The organism is Albimonas pacifica, from assembly GCF_900113695.1.
GTDB classification, from domain to species: domain Bacteria; phylum Pseudomonadota; class Alphaproteobacteria; order Rhodobacterales; family Rhodobacteraceae; genus Albimonas; species Albimonas pacifica.
This window is the reverse complement of the sequence record NZ_FOQH01000003.1, coordinates 140,967-156,048: the sequence shown is the minus strand read 5'-3', so window position 1 is coordinate 156,048 and position 15,082 is coordinate 140,967. Positions and strand designations below refer to the sequence as shown.

Below are 15,082 nucleotides of genomic sequence, written 5' to 3'. Positions count from 1 at the left end.
GACCCCCGGCGTCCCGACCGCGGCGCACGGCCGACGTCGGCCCCGTGGCCCCGGGGCCCGGGAGCGACCGGGGGATGACGACGGGCCGAGCGCTTCGGGGCGGGCCGGGTCGGCGCCCGGCGCAAGGAGCGAGCGCCTCGGACGGCCGAAGCTCGGCTCTGGCCGGACGAGCGAGCGCTTCCGGAACGCGCGGCGCCGGCGAATGGCAGGCGGGAGGAACGCCCCGGGCGGCTGCAGCGGGCGCCTGGCCGAACGAGCGGGCGCCTTTTGACCAGCCGCCCCCGGCCAGTCGGACGGGCGCCCGGGTGCGCCTCCGCCGGCGCCAGGCCAGCCAGGCGAACGCCCCTCGGCGGCCGGCTTGCGCCCGGTCGTTCGGGCGTGCGCCCCGGGACGACCGGGGCGGCGACAGGCTGGGCTTGCCCAGCGGGCCCCCTCGCCCGCGCCGTCGGCTAGGACGCGCGGGCGTAGGTCGAGGCGCAGGCGGCGGCGTCGCCCTCCGTGCCGCCGTAGCGCGCGGCGAGGGCGGCGAGGCCGATGCGGTGGATGTTGTCGATGATCTCGAAGGCCCGCGGGCTGGGCGAGCGGAAGGTCGCCGTCCAGAAGACCCGGCAGCCCGCCGGGCGGGCGATGCAGCGCAGCGTCGCCTCGTGAGCGTCGAGGGGGAGCAGGCTCTCCACCACCGAGACGCGCAGCAGGCGCTCGCCCTCCTCCTCCAGCCGCTCCAGGATCGGAGCGCCGTAGGTCGTCAGCACGCAACGGTGAAGGCGGCCGTCGATCTCGAGCGTCTCGCCCGAGGTCAGGGCCGGATGCCAGTCCACGATGCTGAGAAAGCCGCCGATCCGCGGCCACGCCTCGTCCGGCGGAACGGGCAGATCCGCCCACCGCTCGACACGCTCTTCACGCTCCGCACGCTCGTCTTCGGGTTCGATGGTCATTTGTCCGGACACCAGGCCAAGGTCGGCCCGGGGAGTAGGGCGTGCCGGAGAGTCGTGCAACCTTTACGAATGCGGGTTTTTAGATGCATTCGCCGAAGCTGCGCGGGCGGCGCAGGCGCAGGGCCGCCGCCGCCCGGGTCGGGATCTGCGCGCCCGCGCGGGGTCAGCCGCCGAAGCGCTCGCGCAGGCCGCGCAGGCCGGATTCGAAGATCCCGGCGATGATCTCGTCGGCCTTGGGGCTCTCGGAATCGAAGCTCGCCGACCAGTAGACGCGGCAGCCCGTGGCGCCCGGCTCCTCGCGGTCGAAGCAGGTCAGGGTGGCGAGGTAGTTCTCCACCGGCAGCCCGCTCTCGGCGATCGAGTAGCGCTGCAGGCGGTCGCCCTGCTCCTCCAGCTTCTCGAGGAAGGTTGCGCCGCCCTTGGCGCGGACGTGACGGTAGAGCTCGCCCTCCAGCTCCACCTTCTCCGAGCTCTCGACGCCCGGGTGCCAGAGGTCGAGGCGGAAGAAGTCGCCGATCAGCGCCCAGACCTCGGCGGCGGGCACGGGAAGGTCGAGCCAGCGCTCCACCCGGTCGGTCTTGTGGTGATGCTCCATGGCCTTGCCTCCCCTGGGGTTGTCGGCCCCACGAGGTATGCCGGCGGGGGCCGGGGGGCAAGCGCGGCGACGACGGTTTCGGCGGAGACTGGATTTGCGCCCGCCCCCGGCCCATGATCCCCCTCGCGACATCCCCCGCCGCCGGCGTCCCGGCGCGCGGCCCCCCCCTCCGCCCCGGAGCGCCCGTCGCCCCGCCGCGCGCCCCCCGCGCGCCGGGGCCGCCGGCGGTCGGGGCGGGCATCAGGAGAGATCCCCATGCTCGAACGCAGGCTCGGCGCCACCGGCCTTTCCATCGCCCCGGTGGTCTTCGGCGGCAACGTCTTCGGCTGGACCATCGACGAGGCCGAGAGCTTCCGGGTCCTCGACGCCTTCGTCGACCACGGCTTCGACGCCATCGACACCGCCGACGTCTATTCGCGCTGGTTCCCCGGCAACCGGGGCGGCGAGTCGGAGACGGTGATCGGCCGCTGGCTCGCCGCCCGTCCGGGGATGCGCGAGCGGGTGACGATCTTCACCAAGGTCGGCTCCGACATGGGCCAGGGCAAGCGGGACCTCTCGGCGGCCTGGATCGCGCAGGCGGTCGAGGATTCGCTCTCGCGGCTGCAGACCGACCGCATCGACCTCTATTTCTCGCACTGGCCCGACCCGACCGTGAGCCACGAGGAGACGCTGGGCGCCTACGCCAAGCTGCTGGAAGCGGGCAAGATCGCCGCGATCGGCGCCTCGAACTACGACGCCGGGCTGCTGGGGGCGGCGCTGGCGGCCTCGAAGGCGGCGGGGCTGCCGGCCTACGGGGCGCTGCAGAACGAACTGAACCTCTACGACCGCGGCGCCTTCGACGCCGAGCTGAAGGCGCTGTGCGCCGAGGCGGACGTGGGGGTGGTCACCTACTTCTCGCTGGCCTCGGGGTTCCTGTCGGGCAAGTACCGCTCCGCCGCCGACGCCGCCGGGCGGCCCCGCGGGGCGCGGCTCGAGAAGTACTTCGACGCCAGGGGCATGAAGGTGCTGGCCGCGCTCGACGAGGTCTCGGCCGCCCAGGGCGCGAAGCCCGCCGAGGTGGCGCTCGCCTGGCTGATCGCGACCGAGGGCGTGACCGCGCCGATCGCCTCCGCCACCTCCGTCGCCCAGGTGGAGAGTTTCGCGAGGGCCGCCTCGATGACCCTCGACGCCGGGCAGATGGCGCTGCTGGACGCGGCCGGGGCCTGAGCGCCGCCCCGAAGCCCCGGCCGAGGTCGCCCGTCCCCCGGCCCCTGTCCCCGCCCGGGAAGAGCCGCCGCGCGCCCCCGCCCGGTCGGGGGCGAGGGCGGGCGGGTGGGGAGCCTCCGGCCGGGCGGGGGCGCGCGGCGGCTCTGGAGCCGGCCGGGCCGCGGGAGTAGTCTCGCGCGCCAAATCGCGACCCTCGGGAGGATCCCATGAACGTGCAGTCCCCGCTTTCCGCCGTGCGCCCGGTCTCGGACGGGGTGTTCCTCGACAACGCCTGGGTCCCCTCGCTCGCCGGCGAGACGCTGGAGACCTTCGCCCCGGGCGACGGCCGCGTGCTGGGCCGGATCGCCGCGGGCGGGGCCGAGGACGTGGACCGGGCCGTGCGCTCCGCCCGGCGCGCCTTCGAGGAAGGTCCCTGGGGGCGGATGAGCGCCTACGAGCGCGGCCGGATCCTGATGCGCTTCTCGCGCATGGTCGAGGACCAGGCCGAGGCGCTGGCCCTGCTGGAATCCCAGGACGCCGGCAAGCCGATCCGCCAGGCCCGCGCCGACATCGCCGCCTGCGCGCGCTATTTCGAGTTCTACGCCGGCGCCGCCGACAAGCTCCACGGCGAGGCGATCCCGACCATCGAGGGCGTGCTGGCGGTGGCCGAGCGGGTGCCCTTCGGCGTCACCGGCCACATCATCCCGTGGAACTACCCCGCGCAGATGTTCGGCCGCTCGGTCGGGGGCAGCCTCGCCGCCGGCAACGCCTGCGTGCTGAAGCCCGCCGAGGACGCCTGCCTGAGCCTCCTGCGCATGGCCCAGATGCTGGCCGAGGCCGGCCTGCCCGAGGGCGTGCTGAACGTGGTCCCGGGCCTCGGCCGCACCGCCGGCGCGGCTCTGGCGGCGCATCCGGGCATCGACTTCGTCTCCTTCACCGGCTCGCCCGAGACCGGCGCGCAGGTGCAGATCGCGGCCGCCGCCCATCACGCCGGCTGCACGCTGGAGCTGGGCGGCAAGTCGCCCCAGATCCTGTTCGAGGACGCGGATCTGGACACGGTGACCCCGGTGATCCTGAACGCGATCATCCAGAACTGCGGGCAGACCTGCTCGGCCGGCTCGCGCGCGCTGGTGCACGAGAGCCTGGCCGACGAGCTGGGCGAGCGTCTCGCCGCCGGCTTCCGCGCGCTGCGCGCCGGTCCGCCCGAGGCGGACATGGACCTCGGCCCCGTGATCTCCGCCCGCCAGCGCGCCCGGGTCGACGGCTTCGTCGAGCGGGCCGAGGCCGACGGGGTGACGCTGGCCGCCTCCGGCGAGATCTCCGCGGACGCGCCCGCGGGCGGCTTCTACGTGCGCCCCCGCCTCTTCGCCCCCACGCCCCGCGACCATGCGCTGGCGCGCGAGGAGGTGTTCGGCCCGGTGCTCGCCCTGTTGACCTTCCGCGACGAGGCGGACGCGGTGGCGATGGCCAACGGCACCGACTACGGGCTGGTGGCGGGGGTGTGGTCGAAGGACGGCGCGCGGGCGCTGCGGGTGGCGCGGAAGATCCGCGCGGGCCAGGTCTTCGTGAACGCCTACGGCGCCGGCGGCGGCATCGAGCTGCCCTTCGGCGGCATGGGCAAGTCCGGCCACGGCCGCGAGAAGGGCTTCGAGGGCCTGCGCGAGTTCACCACCCTGCGCACGCTGGTGGTCAAGCACGGCTGACGCCGAAGCGGGCGCCGCCCTTCGGGCGGCGCTTCGTGCCTGCGGGACGGCGGAGCGGCGCCGCTCTGCGGGACGGCGGAAGGGCGCCTCCCTGCGGGAGGACGAAGCGGCGCCTCCCTGCGGGAGGACGGAGCGGGTCTTCCCCTCCGCGACGGGCCGGCCCCATCCCGGCGGCGCGGGCGCGACGACGTCCCGGGCGACGCGGGCGACGCGGGCGACGCGGGCGACGCTTTGGAAAGCTTGTCGCGGCGGGCGGTCGCGCAAGGTTTTCTTAAGAAGTCTCACCAAGACTCGGGCCCCGAACAGGCCGGAGGCGGATCTTCCGCCCCGGCCGGGACGCTCCGCCGGCGGCGGCTCCGGCGGGCGCCCTGCGGGCGGCTTGCGAAAAAACCCGGGCGACCGGCGCCTCCGGTTGATCCAGGTCATCACATCGCAACGGTTGCAGGGCTAATCGGTCCCCCGAGCTCCAGCCGCGAGGAACCCGCCATGGACCCGGTCATCGCCCGCTACGCCCGCCGCGCCGCGCCGCGTTACACCTCCTACCCGACCGCGCCGCACTTCCGGCCGGACTTCGAGGCGGCCGAGCTTCAGGGCTGGCTGCAGGCGCTGGACCCGGCGGCGGCGGTCTCGCTCTACCTGCACGTGCCGTTCTGCCGGAAGATGTGCTGGTACTGCGGCTGCAACATGAAGCTCGCCCGCCGCTACGAGCCTGTGGCGGACTATGTCGAGAGCCTGCTCGCCCATCTCGAGCTGACCGCGCAGGCGCTGCCGGGGCGGATGGCGGTCTCGCATCTCGCCTGGGGCGGGGGGACGCCGACCTCGCTCTCCCCCGACGACCTCGCCCGGGTGATGGACGCGGTGCGCGAGCGGTTCGAGCTGCGCGAGGGCTCGGAGCTCGCGATCGAGGTCGATCCCCGCACCCTGACGCCGGAGATGTCGGCGCGGCTCGGCGCCCTCGGCTTCACCCGCGCCTCCTTCGGGGTGCAGGAATTCGACCCCCGGGTGCAGCAGGTGATCAACCGCGTGCAGCCCACCGAGATGGTCGAGGCCGCGACCCAGGCGATGCGCGCCGCCGGCGTCGAGGAGGTCAGCTTCGACCTGATCTACGGCCTGCCCTTCCAGACCGTCGACAGCCTGCGCCGCACCGTGATCCGGGCGACCGAGATGGGCCCGCAGCGCATCGCCCTCTTCGGCTACGCCCACGTGCCGTGGATGGCCAAGAACCAGCGGATGATGCCGGAGGAGGCGCTGCCCGGCCCCGGCGAGCGCGCCGACCAGGCCGAATCCGCCGCCGAGACGCTGGAGGCCCTGGGCTACCAGCGCATCGGCCTCGACCATTTCGCCCTGCCCGACGATCCCATGGCCGTCGCGGCGCGGGAGGGGCGGCTGCGGCGCAACTTCCAGGGCTACACCACCGACACCGCCGAGACGCTGCTGGGGCTGGGCGCCACCGCGATCACCCGCACGCCCTTCGGCTTCGCCCAGTCCGTCTCCGAGACCGGCGCCTGGGCGCGCGAGGTCGCCGCCGGCCGCCTGCCGGTGGCGCGCGGCCTCGCGACCGACGCCGACGACCGCCTGCGCGCCTGGGCGATCGAGCGGCTGATGTGCGACTTCGCCGTGGACCTCGCCGAGGCCGCCCGCCGCCATGACGCGCCCGAGGGCTGGGCCGACGAGGCGCTGGGGCGTCTCGCCGAGCTGCGCGCCGACGGCATGGTCGAGATCGAGGGTCCGCAGGTCCGCATGACCCCCCGCGGCCGTCCGCTGGTGCGCGTCGCCGCCGCGGCCTTCGACGCCCGGCTCGCCCGTTCCGAGGCCCGCCACTCCCTCGCCGTCTGACCGGCCTCGCGCCGTCCGGGCGCGCCCCGCCCGTCCCCGTCCCGACGGCGGAGCGCCTGCGCCCCCCGGGCGATCCCCTGGCCCCGAAGGCGCGCGGGCCCCGTCTGCGGACCTGCGGACTTCCGGGCGGACCGCTCGCCCCGCGGGCGCCCCGGATTTGATCCGGGGCCTCGGCTCCGCCGCCGGCGTCCGGCGCAGGCTGGGGGAACGGAGGCCGCCGGCCCCCCCGCCCGCGGATCGTCGCGGGCGCCGCTCGCCCCTTGCGCCGCAGGGGCCGCCTCCGCTCAATGGCCCGGACCAGCAGCGGAGGCGGCGAAGATGGCGGAGCATCACCTGAAAGCGAGCGCGGAGACGGCCCACTGGGGCTGGTTCCAGGCGGGCATGGCCCCGGCGCTGACCATCGACAGCGGCGACGTGGTGACCATCGACTCGGTCTCGGGCGTGCCCGGCTCGCTGCCCGGCGAGGGCTTCCACATCCCCCCCGAACTGCACGAGATCCACGAGCGCGCGCCGCGCAACCCCATCGGCCCGCATATCCTGACCGGCCCCGTCGCCGTGCGCGGCGCCCAGCCCGGCGACGTGCTCGAGATCCGCATCCGCCGCATCGGCCTGCGCCAGGACTGGGGCTACACGCTGGTGCGCCCGCTGGTCGGCGCGCTGATCAACGAGACCGACCCGGGCTTCATCTTCTCGCGCCTCGACGAGGCCGCCGGGACCGCGACCCTGCCCTGGGGGACCGAGCTGCCGCTGGACCTGTTCTTCGGGGTGATGGGCGTGGCGCCGCCGCCGGCCTGGGGGGCGATCTCGACCATCCAGCCCCGCGCCCACGGCGGCAACATCGACTGCAAGGAGCTGCGCGCCGGGTCCACCCTGTTCCTGCCGGTCTGGGCGGAGGGGGGCCTCTTTTCGGTCGGCGACGGCCACGGCCGGCAGGGCGACGGCGAGGTCTGCGTCACCGCCATCGAGACCGCGCTGCAGGGCGAGTTCGAGATCCACCTGCGCCGCGACCTGCCCTTCGACTTCCCCCATGCCGAGACCGCGGACGAGCTGATCGCCTTCGGCACGCACTACTCGCTCGACCAGGCCGCCCGCGCGGCGCTGCGCCGGATGCTCGACTGGATCGAGCGGCTGACCACCCTGACCCGGACCGAGGCCTACATGCTGTGCAGCCTCGCCGCCGACGTGCGCGTGACCCAGATGGTCAACCAGGAGCAGGGCTGCCACGTGGTGCTGCCCCGCTCGGCGCTGACGGGCGTGATGAAGGGCTAGGCGCGCCTCAAGCTCGCGGCACCCAGGAGGCGATCAGCCGGGCGAGCCACGGGCCCAGGAACAGCACCGCCAGGAACCGCGCGGTCTGCATGGCCATGACGAAGGGCATGTCCACGTCGGAGGAGGCGGCGATGATCGCGACCGAGTCCATGCCTCCGGGGCTGGTCGCCAGCACCGCGGTCAGCAGGTCCTCGCCCGTCGCCGCCGCCAGCGCGGCCCCCAGCCCGAAGCAGAGCGCGATCAGCGCCATGATGCCGACGAAGAGCTGCGGCAGGGCGCGGGCTGCATGGGCCAGGATCGGCCGGGTGAAGCGCAGCCCGATCCCCCAGCCCGCCACCGCGTAGGCGCCGACCAGCAGCCAGTGCGGCAGCGCCGGCGTCGGCAGGTCCGTGGCGTTCAGCCCGATCGCGATCGCCATCGGCGCAAGAAACAGCGCCGAGGGCATGCGCACGATCCGCCCGATCGCGAGGCTCGCCGCCACCACCGCCGCGGTGACGCCGAGGCCCAGGAGGTCGAGGGCCGGGAACCACTCGACCGCCGCCGCCTCGCCGCCCTCGGGCACGCCCACCCAGAAGCGGGCGATCAGGGCGGCGCTGGCCGCGACCAGGCCCACGCGCAGGTATTGCATCACCGCCACCAGCCGCATGTCGGCCCCGTGGGCGTCCGACAGGATCACCATCGCCGAGGCCGCTCCCGGCCAGGCGCCCCAGACCGCGGTGGTCCCCGGCAGCACCTGGGCGCGGGCGAGCAGCCAGCCCAGCCCGCCGGCGAGCCCGACGACCGAGCCCACGCCCACCAGGAACACGACCCAGTGGTCGAGGATGTCGCCCAGGACCGTGGGGGGCGTCGCCTCGCCGACCATGCAGCCGACCACGCCCAGCGCCGCGAAATGCGCCGCCCGCGGCAGGGGCACCGCGCGGCCGCTCAGCGCCATGGCCGCGGCCGCCAGCATCGGCCCCAGCAGGAACGCCGCCGGCAGGCCGACCGCGTCCAGCCCCCCCGCCAGCGCCGCCGACAGCGCCGCCATCGCCGCCCAGCGCCCGGCGAGCGCGAGCGGCGAGGGCGCGGCGGAGGGGACGGCGTCCTCCTGGACGGGATCGGGCTTGAAGACGGGCATGCGGGCCTTGGCGGAGCAGGAGCGGGGCGGACGCGCGCGACGGCGCAGGAGAGGGCCGCGGCCGCGGCGGGACGATCGGGGCCCCGCCGGGCGGCGGGGCGTGCGGACCGCGCGGGCGCGGCGGGAAAGCCGGGCCGCGCGCGGCGGCGGAGAGGCTGGGCCACGCGCGGCGGCCGGGGGTGCGGGCCGCGCGGGGGCGGCGGGACGGGCGCCGCGTCCGCGGGGACGGCGTCGCCGGCGCTTCGGCCGGGGCCCCTCGGGACGGGCGCGAGGACCTACGCTGCAATGCAGCACTTGTCCAGACCATTAACCCGGACGGCGCCCCCTGTCCCGCGGCAGGAGCGCGCGGCGGCCCGCGCGCCGCCGCCCGCCCGGGGCGCACGGAGGCGCAGCCGACGGCGGCCGAGGGGGCTCGACGCCCCCGAGGACGCCCCCCCGCCCCCGGCCTCAGGGCCGGCGCAGCAACAGCCTTGTCATGCGGGCGAGGCCCTGGTGCAGCGGCCCCTCGTCGAGCCGCACCGTGCCCTCCAGCGCCTCGTGCAGCTCGAGGCCGGCGCCCTCCAGCCAGCCGAGGCTCTCGTCCGCGCCCCAGCGCAGCGCCTGCGCCCGGGGGCCGGGGCCGGAAACGGGGCCGTCGGCGGGGCCCTGCCCGAAGCCTTCCAGCACGAGCCATCCGCCGGGGTCGAGCGCCGCGGCGGCGGTCTCCAGCCCCCGGCGACGCAGCGCGGGGGGCCCCTGCAGGCAGATCAGCGCCGCGAGGTCCCAGCGGCGCGGGCCGGGGGACCAGTCGAAGAGGTCGGCGGCGAGGCGCTCGGCCGCCACGCCCGCGGCGCGGTCGCGGGCCTCGGCCCGGCGGGTCGCCTCGGCGGAGAGGTCCATGGCCGTCACCGCCAGCCCGCGGGCGGCCAGCCAGGTCCCGTTGCGCCCGTCCCCGTCCGCCAGGCACAGGGCCGTGCGCGGGGCGACCCCGGGCCGGGCGAGGCACATGGCGAGCCAGGCGTTGGGCGCCTCCCCGAACAGACCGCCCTGCGCGGCGGCGTATCTGGCGTCCCAGTCGGGACCGGGTCTCGCTTCGCTCATCGGGCCGCCCTCCCGCGCGGCGGAGGCATCGTGACGGTTTCCGGGCGATTTGCCGACATCGCTTGAAACCCTGCGGATCCTGCGCACCTCAAGACCCGAACCGATTGAAACCAAAGGAGGCTCTCATGGCCGACCTCACCGGCAAGCGCATCGCCATCCTCGCCACCCACGGCTTCGAGCAGTCCGAGCTTCTGGTCCCCCGCGACCGCCTGCGCGAGATGGGCGCCGAGGTCCACGTCGTCTCCCCCGACGCCGGCCCGATCCGCGGCTGGAAGGGCGCCGACTGGGGCGAGAGCGCCGAGGTCGACCGCCGGCTCGAGGATGTGAACCACGACGCGTTCCACGCCCTCGTGCTCCCCGGCGGCCAGATCAACCCCGACCTGCTGCGCGCCAACCGCGGCGCGGTGGATTTCGTGAAGGCCTTCCACGACGCCAAGAAGCCCATCGCCGCGATCTGCCACGGGCCGTGGCTGCTGATCGAGGCGGGCATCGTGCGCGGCCGCCGCGCCACGTCCTTCGGCTCGATCCGCACCGACATGATCAACGCCGGCGCGCGTTGGGAGGACGAGGCGGTGATCTGCGACGAGGGCATCGTCACCTCGCGCAAGCCCGAGGACCTCGACGCCTTCGTCAATAAGATCGCCGAGGAGGTGCTGGAAGGGAAGCACCACGCCCGCGCCGCCTGAGGGCGAGGGGGCCGCGCCCCTAGCTCTCATCGGACCCCGGCGCCTGCCTGAGCGCCTTGACCTCGCCTCGCCGCGTCTTCGCGGCGAGGCGTCTGCGTTTCGAGCCCAGGGTGGGCTTGGTCGCCACCCGCCGCTTGGGCCGGTGCAGGGCCTTCTCGATCAGCTCCGCCAGCCGCTCGCGCGCCTCCTCGCGGTTGCGCGCCTGGGAGCGGTGGGTCTCGGCGCGGATGATCACCGCCCCGTCCGCGGTCCAGCGCCGCCCGGCGAGGCGACGCAGCCGCGCCTTGGCGTCTGCGGGCAGGTGGGGCGAGCGCTCCGCCTCGAAGCGCAGCTCGACGGCCGAGGAGACCTTGTTGACGTTCTGCCCGCCGGGCCCGGAGGCGCGGGTGAACTGCTCGGTCAGCTCCCAGTCGGCGATGGAGACGGCGTCGGTGATGCGCAGCATGGGTCCGCAGGGCTGGGGGGCAGGGCTCGGGGCGGGGTCGCCGTGCAGGATGCACCCCGCGCGCGATCCTTCAAGGGCGGGGGCGCGAACGGCGCCCGAAAAGCGGGGGGCGGGGGCGCCAGGCCGGCCCGATGGCGGCAGGGGCGCCCCCGAAAAAACGGAAGGACCGCGGCTTGCGCCGCGGTCCCGTGAGCCGTGGAGCCTCAGGCGGGCAGGGACTGAACCCCTCGCGCCCGAAGCGTCGGAAAAGGAGGCTGCCCCTTAGGCGATCACCTCGAACGTGAACCCGACCTTCAGCTCCAACGTATCACTCGACATTGGATCACCTCCTTTCCTGCAGTTGAACTCGAACACGAGCATGCCGCCGCATGCCTCGACGGTCCAGAGAAAAATTCGGAGGATCACGCCGATCGTGAGCCGCCCCGCGGTCAGGCGTCCCGCGCCGTGGAGGGGCCCATCAGCGCCACCGCCGCGCGGAACGGGACCAGCGCCAGCAGGGCCAGCGCCATCTTCACCGCGAAGTCGGCGAGCGCCAGGCTGACCCACAGCGGCGCCTCGCGGCCCACGCCCAGCACCGGGACCATCTCGTTCGCCCAGGAGACGTCGTCCCAGGGGACCAGCGGCGTGAACACGGTCGCGAAGGCCACCGAGAAGAAGATCGCCGTGTCCGCCGCCGAGCCGACCAGCGAGGAGACCAGCGGCGCACGCCACCAGCTCTCGCCCCGCAGGCGGTCGAAGACGCCGACGTCAAGCATCTGCGCCACCAGGAAGGCCAGCCCCGATCCGGCGGCGATGCGCAGCGTGGTGGCCCCGAATCCCGCCGCGACCAGCGAGCAGACGACGCCGGCGGCGAAGCCCGCCAGCACCACCTGGCGGGCGGCCTTCGCGCCCAGCGCGCGGTTGGTCAGGTCGGTGACCAGGAAGGCGACCGGATAGCTCAGCGCCCCCCAGGTCAGCCAATCGCCCAGCAGGTGCTGCACGAGAATGTTGGAGGCGACGACGGTCGCCGTCATGGCGATGGCGCCGATGATCAGGCCGCGGGTGCGGGTCATGGGAAGAGGTCCTCAGATTTCGCGGGAGGCTGCGCGGGAAAGAGAAAGGGCGCGCATGCCGCGCGCCCGCTCTGGCGAGGCGCCCGGGGGCGCCGGTCGTCGGGGTCCGGTCCGGGCCTCAGCCCGGCAGCATCCCCAGCGCGTTCATGTAGAGCTCGAGCATCGCCTCCTCCTCGGAGCGCTCCTCGGGCTTCTTCTTGCGCAGGGCCACTATCTTGCGGAGGGTCTTGGCGTCGAAGCCGTTGCCCTTGGCCTCGGCATAGACCTCCTTGATCTGCTCCGAGACCTCCTTCTTCTCCTCCTCCAGGCGCTCGATGCGCTCGACGATGGCGCGAAGCTGGCCGGCCGAGACGGTGGTGGTCGAGAAATCGTTGTCGTCGTCGTCGAGCATGTCGGCTTTCCGAGTCGGGGCGGAAGGGGAGCGCGGAAGCTACTCGCGACCGCGCCCGGGGGCAAGTCAGGCGGCCGCGCTCAGCGGTTGAAGCCCGAGCGATGCGCCCAGCCGGTCATCCGCTTCTCCAGCCAGGCCATGACGGCGTACATCACGATCCCCTCGATGGCGAGCGCGATGAGGCAGGCGAAGACCAGCGGCACCTCGAAATTCGCCTGCGCGGTCAGCATCATGTGACCGACGCCGGCGTTGGCCGCCACCGTCTCGGACATCACCGAGCCGATGAAGGCCAGCGTGATCGCCACCTTCAGCGAGCCGAAGAAATAGGGCAGCGACCGCGGGATCCCGACCTTGGTCATGATGTCGAGCTTCTTGGCGCCGAGCGCGCGCAGCACGTCCTCCATCTCCGGCTCGATGGTGGCGAGGCCGGTGGCCACGTTCACCACGATCGGGAAGAAGGAGATCAGGAAGGCGGTCAGCACCGCCGGCAGCCAGCCGGTGCCGACCCACAGCACCAGGATCGGAACGACGGCCACCTTGGGGATCGAGTTGAAGCCGATCATCAGCGGGTAGAGGCCGGCGTAGATCCGCCGGTCCCAGCCGATGAAGAGGCCGAGCGCCAGGCCGAAGACGATGGCGAGCAGGAATCCCGCCACGGTCGTCCACAGCGTCTGCAGGGAGTTCTCGGCCAGCCCGCCCGCGAATTCATACGCCGCATAGGCGACCGAGCTCGGCGCGGGGAGGATGTAATAGGGCACGCCCAGGACCCGGACCGCGATCTCCCAGACCACGAACAGGCCGATGGTGCAGACCCAGGGGGCGAGGCGCACCCAGGGGTCGGACTTGTAGGCGGCGACGACCGCCTCTTCGCCGGCGTCGCTCACTGGCGGGCCTCCGCGATCAGGCCGCGCAACTCGTGCACGATGTCGGTGAACTGCTTTTCATACGTGACCTCCAGCGGGCGGGGGCGCGGCAGGTCCACGTCGCGGACCTTGATCACCCGGCCGGGGCGGGCCGAGAGGACGAAGATCCGGTCGGCGAGGAACACCGCCTCGCGCAGGTCGTGGGTCACGAGGATCGTGGTGAAGTTCTTCTGCGCGTGCAGGTCGCGCATCACGCACCACAGCTCCTCGCGGGTGAAGGCGTCGAGCGCGCCGAAGGGCTCGTCGAGCATCACCAGCTCGGGCTCGTGGATCAGGGCGCGGCAGAGGGAGGCGCGCTGCTGCATGCCGCCCGAGAGCTGCCAGGGATATTTTTCGCCCGCGCCCTCGAGGCCCACCGAAGCCAGCAGCGCGTCGGCCTTGGCCTGGTATTCCGCCTTGCGGGCGCGCATCTGGCGGCGGTGCGGCTGCACCACCTCCAGCGGCAGCAGGACGTTGTCGCGGGTCAGCCGCCAGGGCAGCATCACCGGGTTCTGGAAGGCCATGCCGGCGATCGACACCGGCCCCTTCACCGGCCTGCCCGCCACCGAGACCGACCCGCGGGTCGGGAAGTTCAGCCCGGTGGCGAGCTTCATCAACGTGGACTTGCCGCAGCCCGAGGGCCCGACGACGGCGACGAACTCCCCCTTCTCCACCGAGAGGGAGAGGCCGTCCACGGCGAGCGTCCCCTCCGCCCCGCCCTGGGGGGCGTAGCGCAGGGCGACGTCGGCGATCTCGACGAAGCTCATCGTCGGGGTCCTGCGCGCCGGATCAGTCGGGCATCCGCTCCTCGGCGGGGGGCAGGAAGGACGGGTCGAAGATCGCCTCGGCCGTCGGGCGCGACTGGAAGTCGTAGGTGTCGGCGATCTGGTCCATGGATTTGGTCAGACGCTCCATGTCCACGGCGCCGAAGCCGTTGGCCTTCACCTCGTCGGTGAGGATGTTGTCGGCGATGGCCATCTCGAGCCGCTCCAGCTCCACCTCCTCGCGGGCCACGTCGTTGTGGGCGGTCACGTATTTCACCGCGGCGGCGGGGTCGGCGACGGTCTCCTTGAAGCCCTTCACCAGGGCGGCGAGGAACGCCTTCACCGCCTCGGGGTTCTCCTCGGCGAAGGCGGGGTTCACAAGCACCACGTTGCCGTAGAGGTCGAGGCCGTTCTCGGTCATCAGCAGGACGGTGATGTCGTCCTCCGGCACGCCGTTGGCCTTGAGGTTGATGTAGGACGAGAAGCTGAAGCCGGTGATCGCGTCGACCTTGCCCTGCGCCAGCATCGGCTCGCGCACCGGGAAGCCCACGTTCTCGATGGTGACCTTCGAGGCGTCGATGCCGTTGGCCTTGGTGAAGGCCTTCCACTGGGCGTAGGCGCCGTCGGGGGCCGGGGCGCCGAGAATCTTGCCCTCGAGGTCCTTGGGGGTCTCGATGCCGAGGCTCTTGCGGCCGACCACCGCGAAGGGCGGCTGGTTGTAGATCATGAAGATCGCCTTCACGTCCAGGTCGGGGTTCTGGTCGCGGAACTTGATCAGCGTGTTGATGTCGGCGGCGCCCATCTGGTAGGTGCCCGCCGCCACGCGCGGGATCGCGTCGAGCGAGCCCTTGCCGGTGTCCATGGTGACGTCGAGGCCGGCCTCCTCGAAATAGCCCTTGTCGAGCGCCAGCAGGAACGGGGCCGCGGGGCCCTCCCACTTCCAGTCGTTGGCGAAGGCGATCTTCGTCTGCGCCTGGGCGGCGCCGGCGGCGACGAGGGTCGCGGCGACGAAGGCGAGCGTGCGGAATCGGATCATCGGGGGCCCCTTTCGCGGTGGTTCTGCCGACAGCGGAGGCATTAGGCACGCAGCCCGGCGACCCCGCAAGCAGATGAACGAAGGGC

The 15,082-nt window shown here is 73.7% G+C and carries 15 protein-coding genes; 5 read left to right on the top strand and 10 right to left on the bottom strand.

Annotated elements, in window-relative coordinates; genetic code table 11:
* Positions 1 to 449: 449 nt before the first annotated feature.
* Together BM064_RS06495 and BM064_RS06490 are read right to left on the bottom strand one after the other, a co-directional pair.
* Positions 450 to 935, bottom strand: coding sequence for an SRPBCC family protein (locus BM064_RS06495; protein WP_092858947.1), 486 nt, complete (start codon positions 933 to 935; stop codon positions 450 to 452).
* Positions 936 to 1,098: 163 nt separating this feature from the next.
* Entirely contained in the window at positions 1,099 to 1,530 is a 432-nt protein-coding gene (locus tag BM064_RS06490) for an SRPBCC family protein (protein ID WP_177236164.1), read from the bottom strand.
* A gap of 255 nt (positions 1,531 to 1,785) precedes the next feature.
* Here BM064_RS06490 and BM064_RS06485 point away from each other — a divergent pair, with 255 nt between their 5' ends.
* The 4 genes from BM064_RS06485 (at position 1,786) to BM064_RS06470 (ending at position 7,523) form a co-directional block, all read left to right on the top strand.
* Positions 1,786 to 2,736: an aldo/keto reductase gene (locus BM064_RS06485; protein ID WP_092858945.1), complete on the top strand. Its 951-nt coding sequence runs from the start codon at positions 1,786 to 1,788 to the stop codon at positions 2,734 to 2,736.
* A gap of 206 nt (positions 2,737 to 2,942) precedes the next feature.
* The gene (locus BM064_RS06480) at positions 2,943 to 4,418 is read left to right on the top strand and encodes an aldehyde dehydrogenase family protein (RefSeq protein WP_092858944.1); all 1,476 of its coding nucleotides are present in this window, start codon (positions 2,943 to 2,945) and stop codon (positions 4,416 to 4,418) included.
* A 486-nt stretch (positions 4,419 to 4,904) separates the two neighbouring features.
* A complete protein-coding gene (gene hemN / locus BM064_RS06475) occupies positions 4,905 to 6,254 on the top strand; it encodes an oxygen-independent coproporphyrinogen III oxidase (RefSeq protein WP_092858943.1) in 1,350 nt (449 codons plus the stop codon).
* Between the two features lie 318 nt (positions 6,255 to 6,572).
* Positions 6,573 to 7,523, top strand: coding sequence for an acetamidase/formamidase family protein (locus tag BM064_RS06470; RefSeq protein ID WP_092858942.1), 951 nt, complete (start codon positions 6,573 to 6,575; stop codon positions 7,521 to 7,523).
* Between the two features lie 7 nt (positions 7,524 to 7,530).
* Here the strand turns inward: BM064_RS06470 and BM064_RS06465 are convergent, their stop codons facing one another.
* Together BM064_RS06465 and BM064_RS06460 are read right to left on the bottom strand one after the other, a co-directional pair.
* Positions 7,531 to 8,640: an AbrB family transcriptional regulator gene (locus tag BM064_RS06465; RefSeq protein ID WP_092858941.1), complete on the bottom strand. Its 1,110-nt coding sequence runs from the start codon at positions 8,638 to 8,640 to the stop codon at positions 7,531 to 7,533.
* Positions 8,641 to 9,087: 447 nt separating this feature from the next.
* The gene (locus BM064_RS06460; protein ID WP_092858940.1) at positions 9,088 to 9,720 is read right to left on the bottom strand and encodes a class I SAM-dependent methyltransferase; all 633 of its coding nucleotides are present in this window, start codon (positions 9,718 to 9,720) and stop codon (positions 9,088 to 9,090) included.
* Positions 9,721 to 9,845: 125 nt separating this feature from the next.
* On the opposite strand from BM064_RS06460, the gene BM064_RS06455 reads away from it, so the two are divergent.
* The gene (locus BM064_RS06455; protein ID WP_092858939.1) at positions 9,846 to 10,406 is read left to right on the top strand and encodes a type 1 glutamine amidotransferase domain-containing protein; all 561 of its coding nucleotides are present in this window, start codon (positions 9,846 to 9,848) and stop codon (positions 10,404 to 10,406) included.
* A gap of 19 nt (positions 10,407 to 10,425) precedes the next feature.
* Here the strand turns inward: BM064_RS06455 and arfB are convergent, their stop codons facing one another.
* The 6 genes from arfB to BM064_RS06425 form a co-directional block, all read right to left on the bottom strand.
* Positions 10,426 to 10,851, bottom strand: a complete 426-nt coding sequence (arfB, locus tag BM064_RS06450; protein WP_092858938.1) for an alternative ribosome rescue aminoacyl-tRNA hydrolase ArfB — start codon at positions 10,849 to 10,851, stop codon at positions 10,426 to 10,428.
* Positions 10,852 to 11,279: 428 nt separating this feature from the next.
* Positions 11,280 to 11,903, bottom strand: coding sequence for a VUT family protein (locus BM064_RS06445; RefSeq protein WP_092858937.1), 624 nt, complete (start codon positions 11,901 to 11,903; stop codon positions 11,280 to 11,282).
* A gap of 118 nt (positions 11,904 to 12,021) precedes the next feature.
* Positions 12,022 to 12,294: a DUF2312 domain-containing protein gene (locus tag BM064_RS06440; protein WP_092858936.1), complete on the bottom strand. Its 273-nt coding sequence runs from the start codon at positions 12,292 to 12,294 to the stop codon at positions 12,022 to 12,024.
* Positions 12,295 to 12,374: 80 nt separating this feature from the next.
* Positions 12,375 to 13,178, bottom strand: coding sequence for an ABC transporter permease (locus BM064_RS06435; protein ID WP_092858935.1), 804 nt, complete (start codon positions 13,176 to 13,178; stop codon positions 12,375 to 12,377).
* Positions 13,175 to 13,963 carry an ABC transporter ATP-binding protein gene (locus BM064_RS06430; protein WP_092858934.1) on the bottom strand — a complete coding sequence of 263 codons (789 nt, stop codon included), beginning with the start codon at positions 13,961 to 13,963 and terminating at the stop codon, positions 13,175 to 13,177. The genes BM064_RS06435 and BM064_RS06430 overlap by 4 nt, the downstream gene beginning before the upstream one ends.
* 22 nt (positions 13,964 to 13,985) lie before the next feature.
* Positions 13,986 to 14,996, bottom strand: a complete 1,011-nt coding sequence (locus tag BM064_RS06425; RefSeq protein ID WP_092858933.1) for an ABC transporter substrate-binding protein — start codon at positions 14,994 to 14,996, stop codon at positions 13,986 to 13,988.
* Positions 14,997 to 15,082: the final 86 nt, after the last annotated feature.